Here is a 16596-nt window from a genome sequence, read left to right on the forward strand (position 1 = left end):
AGACTGCCCCCAGCTTCTATCGGGCCGCTGCGACGACCCAACGGTGCAGGTCTTTCACCTCACTCGACAATCCAGCGCCTCGTGGCGCACCAGCAGGAACTTGAACGACCTACGCACCCTCGCCCCCACTCCTGGCCTTGCCAGCGCGCTCGTACTGGGTCTCGATGTACCGCTGGACCGTGACCGCGCTGACCGCGCCCACACTCGCCACAAAGTACGAGCGCGACCACAACGTCGGCAGCCGGGAACGCAGGTGACCGAACTCGGCCCGCAGGTGGCGGGAGGTATAGCCCTTGAACTGGTTGGCCACGTACGACGGGGAGTCCTTCGGATGCGGCTTGACGAACAGATGCACGTAGTCGGGCATCACCTCCAAGGCGATGATCTCCCAATCGTGCTCAGCGGCCTTGGCGCGCAGCAGTTCCTCCAGCCGGGTCTTGACCCGGCCGCCCAGAACAGGCCGCCGATACTTGGAGCACCACACCACGTGGTAGCCCAAGTCATAGGCAGCGCCGGGGGAAGTACGCACCTGACGAGACACACGATCAGTATAACGATGATGCTCTTATAGCACCGGTGTTCACCGGAACCCGCACGGACCCGCGGTACAAGGCACGCTCAGGCGCTAGAACGCCTTCCCGCCCGCCATTCCCCCGCCCCCTGAAGGGAGCAGTCCCCTGCCTTCGACCTGATGGACCACATCACCACGAAGCGCGACCTGGCCCTGTCGGTCACCGACGACCAGGGCATCTCCGCACTGGTGGCGGAGTGGCACGCGTCCATGCTCGCCACCGCCTCGACCCTGCTGGACGCGGCCAAGCAGGCGGGCGCCGTCCGCGCCGGCCTCGACGTGCGCGACCTGCTGACCCTGGTCAAGGGCATCGCCCTGGCCGCCTCGGACCGCGCACAGGCCGAGCGCCTGCTGAGCCTGATCGACTACGGCACCTGACCCGGCTCGTCCACGATCCCGGAATCGAGCACGGACATGGACACAGTCTGATCGTCGTTCACGATCTTCATCCCGAGATAGTGGTAATCGCCGGGATCGAGGATGTAGTACGCCTTGCCCGATTCCCCGGTATCGAGCACGACACCGATCCCGGTGCGCCCGTCCCCGTCCGTGACGTTCTCCTCGACCGCCACGTTCGGGATCATCGCCAGCGCCCGGTACATCGCCGCGGCCGTGTCCGGCGGGATCATGGGCCCGAACTTCATGTACCACCCGATCGCACCGAACACCTTGACGCTGTCCGCGATCTCCGGCGGGCAGTGCGGCTGGCAGATCGACAGCGGGACCCGCTCCTGCTTGAGATCGCGGAAGTGCCGCAGCAACGCGCCGGGCTCGGCCGGCAGGCTCTCGATCTCCTCCTGGGTACGCCCGGCGTGGGTAAGCCCCTTCTCTGCCTTGCCGACCCGGAGCTCGCCCTTCACCCGTACCGCGTCCTTGGTCCCGTCCATCTTGCTCCAGTGCTCGAACGTCGGCAGTTCCCCACCCAGGTGCTGTGTCTCCTTGAGGTAGAACCACTGGTCGGGCCGGATCTCGACGGCCTTGCTCCGGTCGGCGACCAGCGCCGCGCTTTCCAGCACCGCCGCCGCACTGCGCGCCTTCCCCGCCAAGGTGCGGGCGTGCGGCGCCTCGCCGCCCCTGGCCTGGATCACACCCACCGCCGCGACGGCCAGCGCCCCGGCCCCCGCCAGCGCCAGACCCATCCGCAACCGGTACGCGCGCCGCGGGTGCCGCACCGTCGACCCCGCCCGGATCTCGGCCAGCCTGCGTTCCACCCCGGTCAGCTCGGTTTGCGCGGGCACCTCGTCGCGCATCGTCCTGAGCAGCTCGATCTCGTTCATCATTCGCTACCCCTCGTCCGCGGCGGTTGGATCGATGTCACCGAGCGCCCTGCGTAATTTGCCCCGAGCCCGGTTGACCCGCGACCGCACGGTTCCCACGGGCACGCCGAGCGCCGTCGCGGCCTCCTCGTACGTCAACTCCGTCCACGCCACCAGCAGCAACGTGTCCCGATGTTTCCTGGACAGCCCGGCCAGCGCCTTCGCCAGCCGCCTGCGGGCCCCGTCCGCGCTCACCCGTTGCTCGACCTCGTCCGTGAACGGCTCGATCACCGGGTCGGCCCCTGTGCGGATCAGCGCCTTGTAAAGGCCGATCTCGCGGCGACGGTGCCGCCCGATGAGGTTGGTCGCTATGCCGTACAGCCACGAGCGCTCGTCGCCCCGGCTCACGTCGTACGACTCCAGCCGCTGCAGCGCCACTGCGAATGTCTCGGCCACGATGTCGTCCGCCGGCTCCACGCCCAGGCGGCGCACGACGTACCGCTTGAGCTCAGGAGCGTGGAGCCTGAACAGGGTGGCGAACCGCTCGGACGCACGCCGGGATGGCGCGACCGCCGCGACCCCGCCGCCCGTGCCGAGGACGTCGGGCCGCGACAACGCGTCCGCCCGGCTCTCGTGTCGCATCTGTTGCCTCTCGGGTTTCTCCTGTCATGACACGAGTAATTGCCGCGAACGGCGCCGGCGGTTCCAAAAATTCTGACAGCCGTGCACGCGCGCCCCTCGTCGCCGAGTTCGCGCACCATATCCGGGCGCGAAAGGCGCGAGCCCGCCCCGGTCAGGGGTGGAAGCTGGCGCGGTACTCCGTGGGCGTGCGGGCGGTCAGCTGCCGGAACGCGGCGTTGAACGCCGACAGTGAGGTGTAGCCGACCGTGAACGCAATCTGGGTGATCGGGGTATCGCCCGCAGCCAGTTCTTCGATCGCACGCAGCACCCGCATCCGGCGCAGGACCGCCCTCCACGTCATGCCGGTCTCGTCCTCGAAGCGCCGGGCCAGCGACCGTGGCGCCAGGCCCACCTCGTCTGCCACGTCCTCGAAGCGGATCTCGCCGCCGAGCCGCTGCTCGGTCAGCTGCAGGGCCCGGCGTAGTTCCGGTGACCGCCCCGACGGCACGACGACCGGACTCGGCCGCTCGGCGAGCCGCCAGCTCACTGCGGCGAGCGCGGTGAAAAGCGTCTCCGCGTACGCCGTAAGAGGTTCGTCGCTCTCGCCCCAGGCGCCGCATTCGGTCACCAATGCGCGTGCCAGAGGACTGAGGTCGAAGACGGTCAGCGGCGCCGGCGGGGCCGGGGTGAATCCGGTGTCGAACAGCACCGACGCGGTGGTGGCCGGCTGCGGGATGCTCACCCGTATCGCCTCGCCCGCTTCGATCAGGGCGGCCCGTGCCGGCGGTAGCAGCCACGCCTGGCCATGCGCCTCGAGCCGGAGGGCACCGGCCGAGGCGCAGAGCAGGTAGTGGCGGTCCACCTTGAGCGCACGAGCGGGCTCCCGCGGAAACGTGCGGACGAAGCTGTACGCCTTCCGGGTCATCCACGGCCTCGCATGAACCAATCGTAGGGGGCCGCCACGACGCCGGTCAGGCGACGGTCTCCAGCAACTCCGCGCGAAAGCGCCGGCTCACCGGCGACCCGGTCATCATCGGCCGAATCACCTCGCCCGAGCGTGTGAAGGACTCCGACTTCTGGTAGCCGGCAAACGACTCCCAGTCGTCCCACTCGTGGATGATGGTCACCCGGGTCTCGTCCTCCCGGGAGGCGTACACCCGATAGGCAACGTTACCCGGCATCGCGCGCACCTCGTCGCGCACGCTGTCGAGCTGGGCCAGGGCAGCCGCACGGTCGGCGGCGGCGGTGTCGAAGTCGACAATGGCAATGATCACAAGGACCTCCTGGATCGGGGCGGCGACTGCCGCGAGGGGATGTCCCGATCCTCACGCAGACCCGGCCCGGCCGGCTTCCGCGAGTCGGACGCGTTCACGCTTCCAACGGACACGCCCACTCGCGGCATCCGGCATCTTGCCTTTCCGCAAGGCTCCGTCACCACCGAAAGAGAGGCAGAGCCGTTAACTTGAACACACCCGCTTCCGGCTGCGCCGGTGGCAGGGTGCGGAGCCGGCTCACCGGAGAGATGACGAGCCGATCACTACGGCGGCCGAGCCGATGGCCGCCATCCACCCAGACCTGCTAGCGGATTGGCGTCGAGTTCGGCGATGGTGGCGCGTAGGAAGCGCCGCAGCGCGTCGCGGGTGTCGGTGCCGCGGCGGAGCCCCGCGGCTATCACGCGTCGTCGGCCTCGAGGCCGCCACCTGGCCGCCCGGACTCAGCGGTCGCACATGGCGGCGACGAAGGCGTCGATCAGGTGCTGCCGATTCTTGGGCACGCCAGTGACGTAGACGGTGGCGGCGCGCCCGGCGGGGTGCCGGCCGCTGATCACCGCGGCCCCCGGCATGTCGCCGGCGACGAAGTAGGCGTAGCCGCAGCTCGACTTCATCCGGATCACGCCGAAACCGTAGCGGGCGTCCGCGGGCCAGCCTTCCTCCTCGACCTGCACCGGCCGGGCCATCATCTTGCCCAGCGGGGCCTTGCGCCAGAACCGGTTGAGGTCTTCGGGAGTGGAGACCAGGCCGCCGCTGGGACCGAACTCGTAGGTGGGCAGCTGGTCGGTCAGGTCCACCTCGCCGCCCTGCGGCCGGCCGGGGTGCACCCCGTAGGTGTGGGCATGCGGGCCGCGGATGCCGTAGTCGCCCTTGGCCGGCCAGTACGTGTCCCGCATCCCGTACGGCTCGAGGATCAGGTCCCGGCTCACCTGGCGGAAGTCCTTGCCGGTCACTGCGGTCACGATCATGCCGAGGACCAGATAGTTGGTGTTGGCGTAGGCGAAGGAGCCGCGGGGCGTGGGCTTGAGCGTCAGCGCCACCTTCAGGAAGTCCGGGAAGGGCTCCTTCCACTTGATCGCGTTGAGATACTCGGGCAGGCCGCTGGTCTGCTGCAGCAGCATCCGGACGGTGATCTTCCGACCGTCGATCCCGGCGCCGTCGCCGGTGCCGCGCAGCACCCCGGGCAGGTAACGCTCCACACTGGCGTCCAGGTCGATCTTCTGCTGATCGACCAGCCGCAGCACGGTGGCGGCAATGATCGGCTTGCTCCCGCTGGCGATCCTGAACCGGCCCTGGGGGCCGATCATCGGCTTCCCGGTGCCCCGCTCGGCGGTGCCGGAGCGCCGGGTCACGGTCGCGTCGCCCGGGCTCCGCACCTGGCTTAACGCGCCCGCCATGCCGTCCTCGGTGGTGAGCAGGTCAAGGCGGGACTGCGGTGAGGGCGTTGCGGTGGTGGCGAAGGCGGGGGCGACAGGGGCGAGGATCAGGGAACCGGCGACAGCAGCAGCGAGCAATTTCGTCATGCCTCCAATGTCGCGGGAAGATCATTCAGGATCAGTCACGCCTGCCTGCCTGTCGGGGTGGGGTCCTCCCTACCACCGAGGTGATCGCCAAGCCATGACCAGGCGAGATCATCTTCTCGGTTCGGTGGCCGTGAAGACGAGAAACGCCAGGTCAGAGGAGTGTGATACAACGCCGCCGGCAGATCATCGACGCGGCCAGAGCGGCAGGCGCATTCGTGATCGAGGGACGACTTCGCGCGGCACCTCGGCCACGGCACGCCGGTGCCGCCGCTCCTGCTGGCCGGCGATCATGACGGCACCGTCGTCTACCTGACCTCGCTCACCAAACCGGCGGCGCCGAGCCTGCGCATCGGCGCCCCGGTCGTCCGCCGCCACTGCCGACCACACCGAGCTGATCGAAGCCGCACGCCGGCTCCCATCCGCCCACGAGCCACGGCGCGTCAAGGGTGGCGTCGAACAGACCACCCTTCGACCACTTTGAGTGGTCGGTTCGTTACGCTGGGTTCAGTCGCAGGCAAGGAGTGCAGACACGTGGACAACGCAGGAACAACCCACGGCGAGCGCAGACCTGGCGTCCCACTCGGGATCGGCATGCTGCGCCGGCTGATCGCGGCGGTGCTGGCGGGTGGCACGTTGGTGCTGGCCGGGTGCGCGTCGGGTGGCGACACCTCGCCGGATGCCGCGTCGCGGAGCGAGTCTCCGAGCCCGTCCGACCCGACGGCAGCCGCGGACGGCGCCGAAGACGGCGCCACACCGGACACCTCGTCGCAGAGCGAGCATTCGAGCTCGTCCGACCAGCAGTCGGCCGCGGACGGCACCGATCTCGCCGCCTGTGCCGACGGACGGTGCGAGGTGCGGGTGAGCCCGGGGGCGGACATCACTGTGCCACGCCGCCTGGGGATCGCTTCGGTACGGGTGCAATCGGTCGACTTCGACACCGTCACGGTTGTCGGGCGCTACCTCGGAGACTCGCAGCGCGGATTCTGCACCGGCACCAGCTGCAACTCCTCCAGCTCAGGGAGCAGGTTCAAGGTCGTTCTGGGCGCCGACAGCACCGCCACCCAGAACGGCCTGAGCATCACGGCGGTGGCCGTCGACGGTGAATCCGCGGTGTTGCAGCTCGCCCCGGAATGACCCGATAGGCCAGGGTGCGGACGACAACTCGATCTCTGCTTCTCGGGGCTGTAAACGGCTGATTTGTTGTCGGCGGGGTCGACGCAAGGCGTTCCCTTGTCTCGACCAGGTGACCCGCGACTACAAGTCGTGTGTGCTGGAGTCGCCCGACCTCGGGCACGAGCGTGACCGTGCTGGACATCGGGTACGGCCCTGTTGTTCTTGGTGGCGTCGAGGCTTCCGAACGATGAACATGTCCCTGGTGTGGGCACACTGGAACCTCTGTGAAGCTCGCCATAGACTCTTTGGTGCAGGTTTTCTGCGCCAAAATAGCTCTGGCATGGCGTGAGGACACTTCAAAGGGGCCTGGGGTGCTGATCCGATTCCGGTTGGCCAATCACCGGTCGATCCGCGACGAGCAAGAGTTGTCACTGATCGCGACCGAGTTCAACGAAGGCGCTCGTTTGGTATCACCTCCCTCAACGGGTGGTGTGTGAATTCATCGCTCTTTCTGGCATTCCTCCTCCCTCGTAAGAAAGGTGCGCGATTGTCCCTGTGGACGTTCGCAACCCGACGAATAACCCCTTAACGGATCATGCTGAGCCGACGTCCCGGCATGGTCAACCATGTTGGTCCGTATGGATATCGCACAGGGTCGCCCCGCGATAGGCCCTGTGCGGCTCCAGAGAGCGCCGATCGACCTTCAGCAGGGGTGAGTTGGCCGGGCGAGCCGTCCAGGCTGTGGATACGTATGCTGCTGTGTGTGGCTTCGATCGCTCGCGAAATCGTCTTCCGCTCCCTTGACGGGCTGAACCTTCGTGGCACTCTGGTCGCTCCTGACGTGCCCCCAACCACACCGGCAACGGTATTAGTGCATGGTGGTGGCGTCACACGTGAGGAAGGCGGATTCTTCAGCCGTCTAGCGCTTGGCCTGGCGGATGCTGGCCTGCCCTCGCTGCGCTTCGACTTCCGCGCTCATGGCGAGAGTGAGGGACGGCAAGAAGACCTGACGATTGCAGGTGTCGTCAACGACATCCGGGCGGCAGCCGAGTATGTATACGCTGAACTTGGATGCGAGCAGGCGAACATTATCGGCGCAAGCTTCGGCGGTGGCATCTCGGCCTTTTACGCGTCACGTTACCCGGAAGCTGTGCGGCGGCTGGTCCTGATCAATCCGCTACTCAACTATAAAAAGCGCTTCGTGAACGACAAGCCATATTGGCAAGGAGACCACATCAACGAAGACGCCGGACGGGAATTGACTACACAAGGACTTGTGTCACACTCGCCGACCTTCAAACTGGGGCGAGGTCTGCTCAATGAAGTGTTCTACCTCCAGCCACATCAGGAGTTGGGCAATATCCATGCGCCGACGCTGCTCGTGCATGGCACCGGCGACACGTTTATTCCGGTTCAGTCGTCGCGGATGCGGTGGGCCGGTTTGGAGGTAATGCTCGACTGATCGAAATCGAGGGTGCCCAACACGGTATCGCCGTTCACGATGACCCTCAGTATGCCAATCTGCAGACACAGGAGTGGCAAGCCTATGTCATTCGTGCCGTGGCCGAGTGGCTAGGCAAGGATAGCGTGGCGTAGTTCGCGTACGCTGTCCATGTGCTGCCAAAGTCGCAATTGTCCAACGAGGCGCAGAACTTCCTGATGGGTACGGGCTGAATTAGTGTCTTGTGCCAGAGTCAAGGCTTCAAGGCCATGCATTGCCGCCTTGTCCGGCTGCTGGGCAGCGCGCCACAGTGCGGCTGGAGTACTAAGCTTCGACTCGCCCGTTGACGGCCTGGAACCACGCGTTGCTGTTCGGCCGGAACTGCAACACGATTGCGGGGACGACGAGCAGGGCGGTCCAGATACCGAGCAGCATCACAGCCCCCAACACGGTCAGCGCGATTCGGGCGCCAGTGCTCCCTTGCCGCATGAGCTTGGCAAGGACGATTACGGCCACGCCAACACCGAACCACAGGGCCAGAGATAACCAACCGGTGCTCAAAGGGACCGATCCCGGGCCGAAGAATTCATAGATCATGGCGAAGGCCAGCAGCACGCCTAAGCAGATCCAGAGCGTCGAAGCGACCGTCACAGCTCGGGGTGGAGGTGTCCAGTACACGCTCGCGTCCTGTTCGGACGGGTCGGACAGCTGGTCCTGCGGTGGCGTATCGCGCCCGTTGCGCGGAGTACGTTCGCTGCCCTCGTCGGACGGCGTGGCCCCCTGCTCACTCGTCATGTTCAGAGCCTTCCACATTTTCTGGGGACCGGTCCCGAGAGGAAGGCGATGACCTCCACCTGAGGGCGTCCTCCCAGGCCATGGCGTCACGGTCGTGAAGCGCGGCTGTAGTGTTTAGCCCTCGACGTATTGTCCAGAAAGCGGTATGCGGGAGATCTCCTGCCATGCATAGGTGCGCTGGCGACGCTCAAGCAAAACGAGCGAACTCTCCTTGACCGCGACGTCTGCGGAGGGGAGAGTGCGCAGTCTCTCGACCATTGCAATAGCCCGCGCTGCGGGAATATCGGCAGAGTTGCAATAAGCTATTGTCAGATGTGGATGGAATTTGGCATCTTTAATGGGTGCTTTTGGATGGACCGAGAGGGTTGCTTCGCGAAGGGCGTCGCGAAGATGTCTGATTGGCTCGCTCGGTGACGCGCTAAATCCGAGTGCGCCGGGGGTGCCGCCCAGGGAGCCGATGGAAATGTCGAAAGGCGTTATTTGTGCGCAGGCGTGTATCGCGGCAGCTTCGATTGAACGTAGTTGAGTCGGCGTTATGTCATCTTCGAATGCAATTCTGTCGAGCGTAAGATGCAAGTCGCTTTCGGGGATCAAATCATAGTAAGGAAAGGAGATCGCTGCCTGGCATTGCTTGACGAGCGATTGCAGCTGCGGCGACGGCTCGAACGTCAGATACCAGTAGTAGGTGCGCGGGGTGGCGCTGCGATTCCAGTGGTTAGCGAGGTATCGAAGCCTTCGGAAACGCTCGTCGAGTCCATCGTTGTTGAAAGAATTGGGAAGAATCTCACGGCGTGGTTCGCTCATCAACATACTTTCCGTGCAGATACGGCGTGGTGAATGTCGCTGAATCGACTCGCTTCACCCCATCGTTGAGTAGCTTTGTGAACAAGGTCCATAGCGCGCTGTTGAATCGATATTATCGGACGATCTGCCGAAATGTTTAGCGCATCAAGGAGGAGATCGCTGACGTGCTCTGGATCGGCTTCTTTGGAGGGAATCAGTGAAACCGCGTAGGACAGAGCTACGCGACCATCCTGGTCGATATGGACACCCACCAGCCGGTCGATGTGTTGGACGGCTGGGAGGCCCAGATGTTGGCCGACTGGCTGATCGCGCACCCAGGGGTACGGGTAGTGTGCCGCGATCGCGCCGGCGGCTTCGCCGAGGGCACCCGTCTGGGAGCACCCGATGCCCAGCAATGCGCAGACCGGTGGCATCTGTATCAGAACCTATGTGTGGCGGTCGACAAGACGATCCACGCCCACCACGCTGACCTGCGTGAACCCACGCTGGACCCAAGCGAGCATGAGCAGAGCGGAGTGATGATCGTGATGAAGGAGACCCCGGTCGTGGAGCGGACCCGCCACCGTCACGCTGAGATCCACAAGCTCCTCGCCGAGGGCTACAACCAGACCCAGATCTGCCAGATCCTCGGCCTGGACTTCAAAACCGTGCAGAGATACCGGCGTGCCTCCACCGCCGAGGAATTGCTGTCCAGCGGTATAGACAAGCCCCGCCACTTCCGAGGATTCATGCCTTACCTGCGGAAACGCGTCCTGGACGACGGCTGCGGCAACGCCGCCCAGCTCTGCCGAGAGTTACGTGAGCAGGGCTACCGTGGCAGCGTCCGCACGATCCGCCGCTACATCGCACCGCTGCGTGCCGGACTACACGTCCCCGAGCTGCCGCCCAAACCACCCTCCATCCGGGAGGTCCGCCGGTGGATCACCAGCGACCCCGAGCACCTCACCGACACCGACAAGCAGCGGCTCGGTGAGGTCACCACCCGCAGCCCTCGCCTGGAGCGCCTCCACCGCCATGTCACGGCGTTCGCCAAGATGCTCATCCACCGCACTGGTACCCACGACCTGGACCGATGGCTGGCCACCGTCGACGCCGACGACCTGCCCCACCTGCATTCCTTCGCCAACGGCCTCCGTCGCGACCACGCTGCCGTCCTCAACGGCCTGTCCCTGTCCCACTCGTCCGGAGCGGTCGATCGAGGGCAGAAACTGCAAGATCAAGCACCTGAAGAGAATCATGTATAGCCGGGCCAACCACGACCTCCTCCGCGCCATGATCCTGCACAACTGACAGTCACCATCCGTAGTCCCACCCCATGGAGTGAGACAGAGCCGAGGTTTTCCTGATGGCGGCCAACGTGATCCAGGTTGGCGGCCGTCAAACTCCCGCTGGGTGGCCAGGTAGCTTCTTGGCGGGTGGCTTTCGTGGGTGAGAAGTAGGTCCGCTCGCCGGTCGGTTCCGGGGCGGGCCCTTCAGTCGAAATCGACGTCACCGCGTTTCGGAACCGCTTTCCGAAGCCGGCGAGCTCGTCGTTGCTCCCGTGGCGAAGGAATCTATGGGGCGGTCAACGCCGTTTCGATCGCCGCGCCGTTTCGCTCCAACCACGCCTCCTGCCGCTTGATCTGATCGCCGACGCCCTCCTGCCACATCCGCGCCCAACCCCCGCCCTGCGCCTCGGCGATCTGCTTCATTGAGAACCACGCCCGCCTTGACCGCAGCACGGCTACCTCGACGAGCCGGGAACGATCCGTATCCGACATCCCGTAGGCGTCGGCGAGGATCCGGCAGCGGCGCGGCGCATCGACGTCCTGCAGCAGCGGATCGGCGTCGACGGGATCATCCAGCGGAGCCCAATAGAGCATCGCGTTGCACACCTCGTCGACTCTGGAGACCGGCTTGGCCAGGTCGAAGTCGATGAGCGCAGCGGCCTCGCCGTCCCGGAACACGATGTTGTCAGGCGTGAAGTCCATGTGCCCGACCAGTTCGGCCGGATAGGGCGGTGCGGGTGGCATGTCCGGCTGCTCGGTGAGCTCGGTGAGCCCTGAGAAGGGCCGGACCCCTTCGGGGAGGACGAAACCGGTGGCCGCGTCGTCGTAGGCCCGGACGAGGCGGCCGACCGAAGCCAACCGAGCCTCGTCGGCGATCCACGCGGGCCTCGGCCGTCCGGCGACCTCGCCGGCGACGAACGTCAGCACCTCACGTCCGGCCGCGTCAATGCCGAGAAATCTCGGCGCGCCCGCGAACCCGACCACCTCCAGGTGGCGGAGCAAGGCATGGACGAGCGGAGCGTTGAAGCCGACCGGACGCCGCACTGTGTCGCCGACGCGTACGACGCCCTCGGTGACGTCACCGCCGACCAGCGCGATCTCGGGTTCGGATTCAGCAGGTTCGATGTAGGTGGCGGAGCTCATTACGGTTCTCTCTTCAATCCGGCCAAGTGTCAGACCGTACTGCGGCACATGGGCATGATCGAGTGATTTCCTTGGCCATCTACCAAGATTTTCATGGCCGCTTACACCGGAACTCGAACACGCCTCACCGGGCTTGGATCATGGGCCCTTCAGAGCTCGGAGACTCGCCACTGGTTCGGGGTTGAGGAGTGCGGTTCCCGCTGGGGTGAGGGTGTGCCACGCCGTGACCAGGACGTTTGATCCGACAGCGTGTCTCTTCCCAGAGAAATCATGCGACCTGGGTAGCCACGATGCGCAGGCGAAGCCTGCGCCTTGATGAGGGCGCCTGAGCGAAGCGAAGCCCTCCAGGGGTCGGGGCTTTGGCCCGACTGGAAGCGGCGCCTGAGCCCACGTGCGCGAAGCGCCCCCTGGCGAAGACCTTTGCGCGCCGTCAGGCGCGGCCCGGGACGAGCGGAGCGAGGCCCGTCCGGGGCGGGGTCCAGCAGGCCCACCACCCAGTCGGGCAACGGGTGGGTGCGCGTCGGCCCACCTACTCACCGCCCAGTCGGGCAACGAGTGGGTGGGCCTGCGCAACCTACTGCCTAAACCCCCAGCGCCGAGGGGAGGCTGAGTTCGTGGAGGAACAGGGCCTCGGTCGTCGCCACGCGCTGTAGCTCCTCCAGGTCCACCCGCTCGTTCGGCGCGTGAATGGCGGCGTCCTCGTCCTCCGCCCCGAACAGCAGGATCTCGGCCGCGGGGAACTGCTTCAGCAGCGTGTTCACCAGCGGAATCGAGCCACCCGCGCCCACGTCGCGGGGCGGGCGGCCGAAGGACCACTCCATGGCGCGGTTCAGCGCCGTGCGGGCCTTGCCGCCCGAGTCCGCCTGGAAGCCCGAGCCCACCGTGAAGTCCTCGAACGACACCTGGACTCCCCACGGCGCCACCTTGCGCAGGAACTCCACCACCGCGTTCACCGTCGTCTTCGGGTCCCCCGCCGGAGGGACGCGGACGGTCACGCGTGCCCGTGCGGAAGGCTGTACCGCGTTCACCGCGCCCGAGACCGACGGCACGTCCAGGCCCGTCACGGTGATCGCGTACGACGACCAGAGGCGGTCCGCCAGCGAGCCCGAGCCCACCAGGGAGACCCCGTCCAGGACGCCGGCCGTCTTCGTGAACTCCTCCTCCGACGGCCCCTGGCCCAGGAACCTCCCGCGCGGCAGTCCGGGCACGCGGATGTCGCCGTTGTCGTCGTGCAGCGAGGTCAGCATGCGCATCAGGGCGGCCAGCGCGTCGGGGGCGGCGCCGCCGAACGAGCCGCTGTGCACCGCCTCCTTCAGCGTGCGGACCTCGATGGTGAACGCCGCCATGCCGCGCAGCGACGTCGTGACCGCCGGGTCGCCGACGCGCGGGTTGCCGCAGTCGGCCACCACGATGGCGTCGGCCCGCAGCAGGTCCGGGTTGCGCTCGACGAACGCCTCCAGGCGCTCGCCCGCGTACTCCTCCTGGCCCTCGATGATGACCTTGATGCCCACGGGGAACCGGCCCTGGAAGGCACGCAGGGCGGTGACGTGGGAGATGATGCCCGACTTGTCGTCCGCGCAGCCCCGCCCGTACAGGCGGCCGTCGATCAAGGTCGGCTCGAACGGCGGGGTGCGCCACGCGGCCAGGTCGCCTGCCGGCTGCACGTCGTAGTGCGCGTACAGCAGGACGGTGGGAGCGCCGGGCGGCGCCGGCGCCTCGCCGTAGACCGCCGGGAAGCTGCCCTCGACGGGCACCTGCTGCACGCGCGGCAGTCCCGCGGAGCGCAGCAGTTCCTCCGTCAGCGCGGCGGCGGCGAACACCGGCTCCTCCGGATGCCCGGGGAAGGCCACGGAGGGTATGGAGGCCAGTCGCTTGAGGTCCTCGACGGACTGGGGCATCGCCGCGGCGACAGCGCTCTTGATCTGGTCAGGAGTCACGGAAGGTCCCCCGGTGGGTCATTCATCGTCAGTGGGTGGTCTACATCAACAGGTCTCAGCCGGTGCGGGCTGGTATAGACGCGTTGCTCTCATTGGATCACAGAACGTCCCAAGTTCGGGAACGGGCCTGACCCGCGCGTCAATGTACATGCGGATTTCGTCGCCGTTACAAAGCGGTTCTGCGGATCTCGATTTTCTTGCATAGTGCTGCGACCGATTCGCTTGGCAAATCCGCAGGTGAGCATGCACACTGTGGGGAGTTCAGACACGAGGGAAGATAACCATGACGCAGCCGGAAAACGACGTCCTCAAGGCCGCGCAAGACAACCTGTGGTTGCACTTCACCAGGCACAGCGCCTATCAGCAGTCCGAGATCCCGACCATCGTGCGCGGTGAGGGATCGTACGTCTACGACATCCACGGCAAGCGCTACCTCGACGGTCTGGCCGGGCTCTTCGTGGTCCAGGTCGGCCACGGACGCCAAGAACTCGCCGAGGCTGCCGCCAAGCAGGCTCAGGAGCTGGCGTTCTTCCCGCTGTGGTCCTACGCCCACCCCAAGGCCGCCGAGCTGGCCCAGCGCCTGGCCTCCTACACCCCCGGCGAATTGAACCGCGTCTTCTTCACCACCGGCGGCGGCGAGGCGGTGGAGACCGCCTGGAAGCTCGCCAAGCAGTACTACAAGCTCATCGGCAAGCCGCTCAAGCACAAGGTCATCAGCCGCCAGATCGCCTACCACGGCACCCCGCAGGGTGCGCTGTCGATCACCGGCATCCCCGCGTTCAAGCAGATGTTCGAGCCGCTGGTGCCCGGCTCGATCAGGGTCCCCAACACCAACCACTACCGCGCCGACGAGATCACCGGCGTCAAGGGCATGACCCCCGAGGAGTACGGCCTCTGGGCGGCCGAGCGCGTGGCCCGCGCCATCGAGATGGAGGGCCCCGACACGGTGGCCGCAGTCTTCGCCGAGCCCGTGCAGAACGCCGGCGGCTGCTTCCCGCCGCCCCCCGGCTACTTCCAGCGCCTGCGCGAGATCTGCGACGAGTACGACGTGCTGCTCGTCTCCGACGAGGTCATCTGCGCCTTCGGCCGGCTGGGCACGATGTTCGGCGGCCAGAAGTTCGACTACGTGCCTGACATCATCACCTGCGCCAAGGGCCTGACCAGCGGCTATTCGCCCATCGGCGCCATGATCGCGCATGAGCGGCTGTTCGAGCCGTTCAAGGACGGCGACACCATGTTCGCCCACGGATACACGTTCGGGGGTCACCCCGTCTCTTCGGCCGTTGCACTGGCCAACCTTGATATCTTCGAACGTGAGGACCTGCTCGGTCACGTCACAAGGAACGAGCCGCTGTTCAAGCAGACCCTCGACGGCCTGCGCGACCTGCCCATCGTCGGTGACGTGCGCGGCGCCGGCTACTTCTGGGGCATCGAGCTGGTCAAGGACAAAGCCACTAAGGAGACGTTCGACGCTGAGGAGTCGGAGCGGCTCCTGCGTGGCTTCCTGTCCAAGGCACTGTTCGACGCGGGCCTTTACTGCCGCGCCGACGACCGCGGAGATCCCGTCATCCAGCTCTCGCCCCCGCTGATCGCGGGTCCGGAGGAGTTCGCCGAGATCGGGTCGATTCTCCGTGACGTGCTCACCCGAGCGTGGGCGCGCCTATAACACGCCTGTAACCGGGCGCATAACACCGTCATCCCGGTACGACGGCGTGCCGGTTCGCGAAAGGATCAACCCATGAAGATCGGCGTTCCTGCCGAGGTCAAGAACCACGAATATCGCGTCGCCGCCACCCCCGCCGGAGTTCACGAGCTGGTGGGCAACGGCCACGACGTCCTCGTCCAGCGAGGCGCGGGGCTGGGCTCGTCCATCACGGACGAGGAGTACCTCGCGGCGGGCGCGAAGCTCCTCGACAGCGCCGACGCCGTGTGGGGCGAGGCGGACATGGTGCTCAAGGTGAAGGAGCCGATCGCCGAGGAGTACCACCGCCTGCGTGAAGGGCTGGTGCTGTTCACGTACCTGCACCTGGCCGCCTCCCGCTCCTGCACCGACGCGCTGCTCGGCGCCAGGACGACCGGCATCGCGTACGAGACCGTCCAGGTCGGCAACGCGCTGCCGCTGCTCGCCCCCATGTCCGAGGTCGCGGGCCGGCTCGCGCCGCAGGTGGGCGCCTACAACATGATGCGCTTCAACGGCGGCCGCGGAGTCCTGCCCGGCGGCGTGCCCGGCGTGGCCCCGGCGAAGGTGGTCGTCATCGGCGGCGGCGTCTCCGGGCTGAACGCCGCGCAGATCGCCGTCGGCATGGGCGCGGACGTGACGGTGCTCGACACCAACATCGACCGCCTGCGCTACATCGACGCCATCTACCAGGGCCGGCTCAAGACGCTGGTCTCCACGTCGTACGCGATCGAGCAGGAGGTCCTGCAGGCCGACCTGGTCATCGGCGCGGTGCTGATCCCCGGGGCCAAGGCCCCGACGCTGATCTCCAACGACCTGGTCTCGCGCATGAAGCCGGGCTCCGTGCTCGTCGACATCGCCATCGACCAGGGCGGCTGCTTCGAGGACTCGCGTCCGACCACGCACGCGGAGCCGACGTACAAGGTGCACGAGTCGGTCTTCTACTGCGTGGCCAACATGCCGGGCTCCGTGGCCAACACCTCCACGTACGCCCTGACGAACGCGACCCTCCCGTACGCGGTCAAGCTGGCCAACCTGGGCTGGCGCGACGCGCTCAAGGCCGACGCCGGCCTCGCGGGCGGGCTCAACACCCACGACGGCAAGCTGACCAACCAGCCGGTGGCCGAGGCGCTCGGGCTGCGCTTCACCCCGGTGGCGGAACTGGTCTAGTCACC

General features: G+C 66.5%; 17 protein-coding genes and 1 pseudogene. 8 read left to right on the plus strand and 10 right to left on the minus strand.

Features of this window, described 5'->3' with window-relative positions; translation table 11 throughout:
* Positions 1-109 precede the first annotated feature (109 nt).
* Entirely contained in the window at positions 110-541 is a 432-nt protein-coding gene (tnpA, locus tag ABN273_RS46315) for an IS200/IS605 family transposase (RefSeq protein ID WP_349455971.1), read from the minus strand.
* A 150-nt stretch (positions 542-691) separates the two neighbouring features.
* Between tnpA and ABN273_RS46320 the strand changes: the two genes are divergently transcribed.
* Positions 692-949, plus strand: coding sequence for an SbtR family transcriptional regulator (locus ABN273_RS46320; RefSeq protein WP_349455972.1), 258 nt, complete (start codon positions 692-694; stop codon positions 947-949).
* On the opposite strand, the gene ABN273_RS46325 is transcribed toward ABN273_RS46320, so the two are convergent.
* The 5 genes from ABN273_RS46325 to ABN273_RS46345 all read right to left on the minus strand — a co-directional run bounded on the left by ABN273_RS46325 (position 937) and on the right by ABN273_RS46345 (position 5242).
* Positions 937-1851, minus strand: a complete 915-nt coding sequence (locus ABN273_RS46325) for a CU044_5270 family protein (RefSeq protein WP_349455973.1) — start codon at positions 1849-1851, stop codon at positions 937-939. The genes ABN273_RS46320 and ABN273_RS46325 overlap by 13 nt on opposite strands.
* 3 nt (positions 1852-1854) lie before the next feature.
* On the minus strand, positions 1855-2469 hold the full coding sequence (locus tag ABN273_RS46330) for an RNA polymerase sigma factor (protein WP_349455974.1): 615 nt from the start codon (positions 2467-2469) through the stop codon (positions 1855-1857).
* Positions 2470-2620: 151 nt separating this feature from the next.
* On the minus strand, positions 2621-3373 hold the full coding sequence (locus ABN273_RS46335) for an AraC family transcriptional regulator (RefSeq protein ID WP_349455975.1): 753 nt from the start codon (positions 3371-3373) through the stop codon (positions 2621-2623).
* Positions 3374-3419: 46 nt separating this feature from the next.
* On the minus strand, positions 3420-3722 hold the full coding sequence (locus ABN273_RS46340) for a putative quinol monooxygenase (RefSeq protein WP_349455976.1): 303 nt from the start codon (positions 3720-3722) through the stop codon (positions 3420-3422).
* Between the two features lie 440 nt (positions 3723-4162).
* Positions 4163-5242, minus strand: a complete 1080-nt coding sequence (locus ABN273_RS46345; protein WP_349455977.1) for a serine hydrolase domain-containing protein — start codon at positions 5240-5242, stop codon at positions 4163-4165.
* 531 nt (positions 5243-5773) lie between these two features.
* On the opposite strand from ABN273_RS46345, the gene ABN273_RS46350 reads away from it, so the two are divergent.
* From ABN273_RS46350 to ABN273_RS46360, 3 genes are all read left to right on the plus strand, one after another.
* Positions 5774-6376 carry a hypothetical protein gene (locus ABN273_RS46350; protein WP_349455978.1) on the plus strand — a complete coding sequence of 201 codons (603 nt, stop codon included), beginning with the start codon at positions 5774-5776 and terminating at the stop codon, positions 6374-6376.
* A 263-nt stretch (positions 6377-6639) separates the two neighbouring features.
* A complete protein-coding gene (locus ABN273_RS46355; RefSeq protein WP_349455979.1) occupies positions 6640-6852 on the plus strand; it encodes a hypothetical protein in 213 nt (70 codons plus the stop codon).
* A 266-nt stretch (positions 6853-7118) separates the two neighbouring features.
* On the plus strand, positions 7119-7817 hold the full coding sequence (locus tag ABN273_RS46360; RefSeq protein ID WP_349455980.1) for an alpha/beta hydrolase: 699 nt from the start codon (positions 7119-7121) through the stop codon (positions 7815-7817).
* A gap of 303 nt (positions 7818-8120) precedes the next feature.
* Here ABN273_RS46360 and ABN273_RS46365 read toward each other — a convergent pair whose 3' ends face one another.
* Positions 8121-8591 (minus strand): MFS transporter, encoded by a 471-nt coding sequence (locus ABN273_RS46365; RefSeq protein WP_349455981.1) that lies wholly within the window; start codon positions 8589-8591, stop codon positions 8121-8123.
* 114 nt (positions 8592-8705) lie between these two features.
* Positions 8706-9395 carry a 2'-5' RNA ligase family protein gene (locus ABN273_RS46370; protein WP_349455982.1) on the minus strand — a complete coding sequence of 230 codons (690 nt, stop codon included), beginning with the start codon at positions 9393-9395 and terminating at the stop codon, positions 8706-8708.
* A gap of 221 nt (positions 9396-9616) precedes the next feature.
* Between ABN273_RS46370 and ABN273_RS46375 the strand changes: the two are divergent.
* Together ABN273_RS46375 and ABN273_RS46380 are read left to right on the plus strand one after the other, a co-directional pair.
* Positions 9617-9940, plus strand: a pseudogene (locus tag ABN273_RS46375) (transposase); the annotation flags it as partial.
* A 183-nt stretch (positions 9941-10123) separates the two neighbouring features.
* Complete coding sequence (locus tag ABN273_RS46380) at positions 10124-10639, plus strand: DesA/ISL3 alpha bundle tail domain-containing protein (protein WP_349456058.1); 516 nt, start codon at positions 10124-10126, stop codon at positions 10637-10639.
* A 309-nt stretch (positions 10640-10948) separates the two neighbouring features.
* Here the strand turns inward: ABN273_RS46380 and ABN273_RS46385 are convergent, their stop codons facing one another.
* Complete coding sequence (locus ABN273_RS46385) at positions 10949-11806, minus strand: protein kinase family protein (RefSeq protein ID WP_349455983.1); 858 nt, start codon at positions 11804-11806, stop codon at positions 10949-10951.
* 581 nt (positions 11807-12387) lie between these two features.
* Positions 12388-13743, minus strand: coding sequence for a dipeptidase (locus tag ABN273_RS46390; protein WP_349455984.1), 1356 nt, complete (start codon positions 13741-13743; stop codon positions 12388-12390).
* Positions 13744-14026: 283 nt separating this feature from the next.
* Between ABN273_RS46390 and ABN273_RS46395 the strand changes: the two genes are divergently transcribed.
* Both ABN273_RS46395 and ald read left to right on the plus strand, forming a co-directional pair.
* Complete coding sequence (locus ABN273_RS46395) at positions 14027-15409, plus strand: aspartate aminotransferase family protein (RefSeq protein WP_349455985.1); 1383 nt, start codon at positions 14027-14029, stop codon at positions 15407-15409.
* Positions 15410-15481: 72 nt separating this feature from the next.
* Positions 15482-16591 (plus strand): alanine dehydrogenase, encoded by a 1110-nt coding sequence (gene ald / locus ABN273_RS46400; RefSeq protein ID WP_349455986.1) that lies wholly within the window; start codon positions 15482-15484, stop codon positions 16589-16591.
* Positions 16592-16596 lie beyond the last annotated feature (5 nt).

The sequence above is a fragment of the Nonomuraea sp. B19D2 genome (genome assembly GCF_040137845.1).
Classification (GTDB): Bacteria; Actinomycetota; Actinomycetes; order Streptosporangiales; family Streptosporangiaceae; genus Nonomuraea.

What these genes read in the sequence shown, in the direction of transcription:
- ABN273_RS46320 (WP_349455972.1), top strand. Translation starts at nt 692, where the DNA reads ATGGACCACATCACCACGAAGCGCGACCTGGCCCTGTCGGTCACCGAC.
- ABN273_RS46345 (WP_349455977.1), bottom strand. Translation starts at nt 5,242, where the DNA reads ATGACGAAATTGCTCGCTGCTGCTGTCGCCGGTTCCCTGATCCTCGCC.
- ABN273_RS46365 (WP_349455981.1), bottom strand. Translation starts at nt 8,591, where the DNA reads ATGACGAGTGAGCAGGGGGCCACGCCGTCCGACGAGGGCAGCGAACGT.
- ABN273_RS46325 (WP_349455973.1), bottom strand. Translation starts at nt 1,851, where the DNA reads ATGATGAACGAGATCGAGCTGCTCAGGACGATGCGCGACGAGGTGCCC.
- ABN273_RS46380 (WP_349456058.1), top strand. Translation starts at nt 10,124, where the DNA reads ATGCCTTACCTGCGGAAACGCGTCCTGGACGACGGCTGCGGCAACGCC.
- ABN273_RS46330 (WP_349455974.1), bottom strand. Translation starts at nt 2,469, where the DNA reads ATGCGACACGAGAGCCGGGCGGACGCGTTGTCGCGGCCCGACGTCCTC.
- ABN273_RS46370 (WP_349455982.1), bottom strand. Translation starts at nt 9,395, where the DNA reads ATGAGCGAACCACGCCGTGAGATTCTTCCCAATTCTTTCAACAACGAT.
- ABN273_RS46385 (WP_349455983.1), bottom strand. Translation starts at nt 11,806, where the DNA reads ATGAGCTCCGCCACCTACATCGAACCTGCTGAATCCGAACCCGAGATC.
- ABN273_RS46395 (WP_349455985.1), top strand. Translation starts at nt 14,027, where the DNA reads ATGACGCAGCCGGAAAACGACGTCCTCAAGGCCGCGCAAGACAACCTG.
- ABN273_RS46335 (WP_349455975.1), bottom strand. Translation starts at nt 3,373, where the DNA reads ATGACCCGGAAGGCGTACAGCTTCGTCCGCACGTTTCCGCGGGAGCCC.
- ald (WP_349455986.1), top strand. Translation starts at nt 15,482, where the DNA reads ATGAAGATCGGCGTTCCTGCCGAGGTCAAGAACCACGAATATCGCGTC.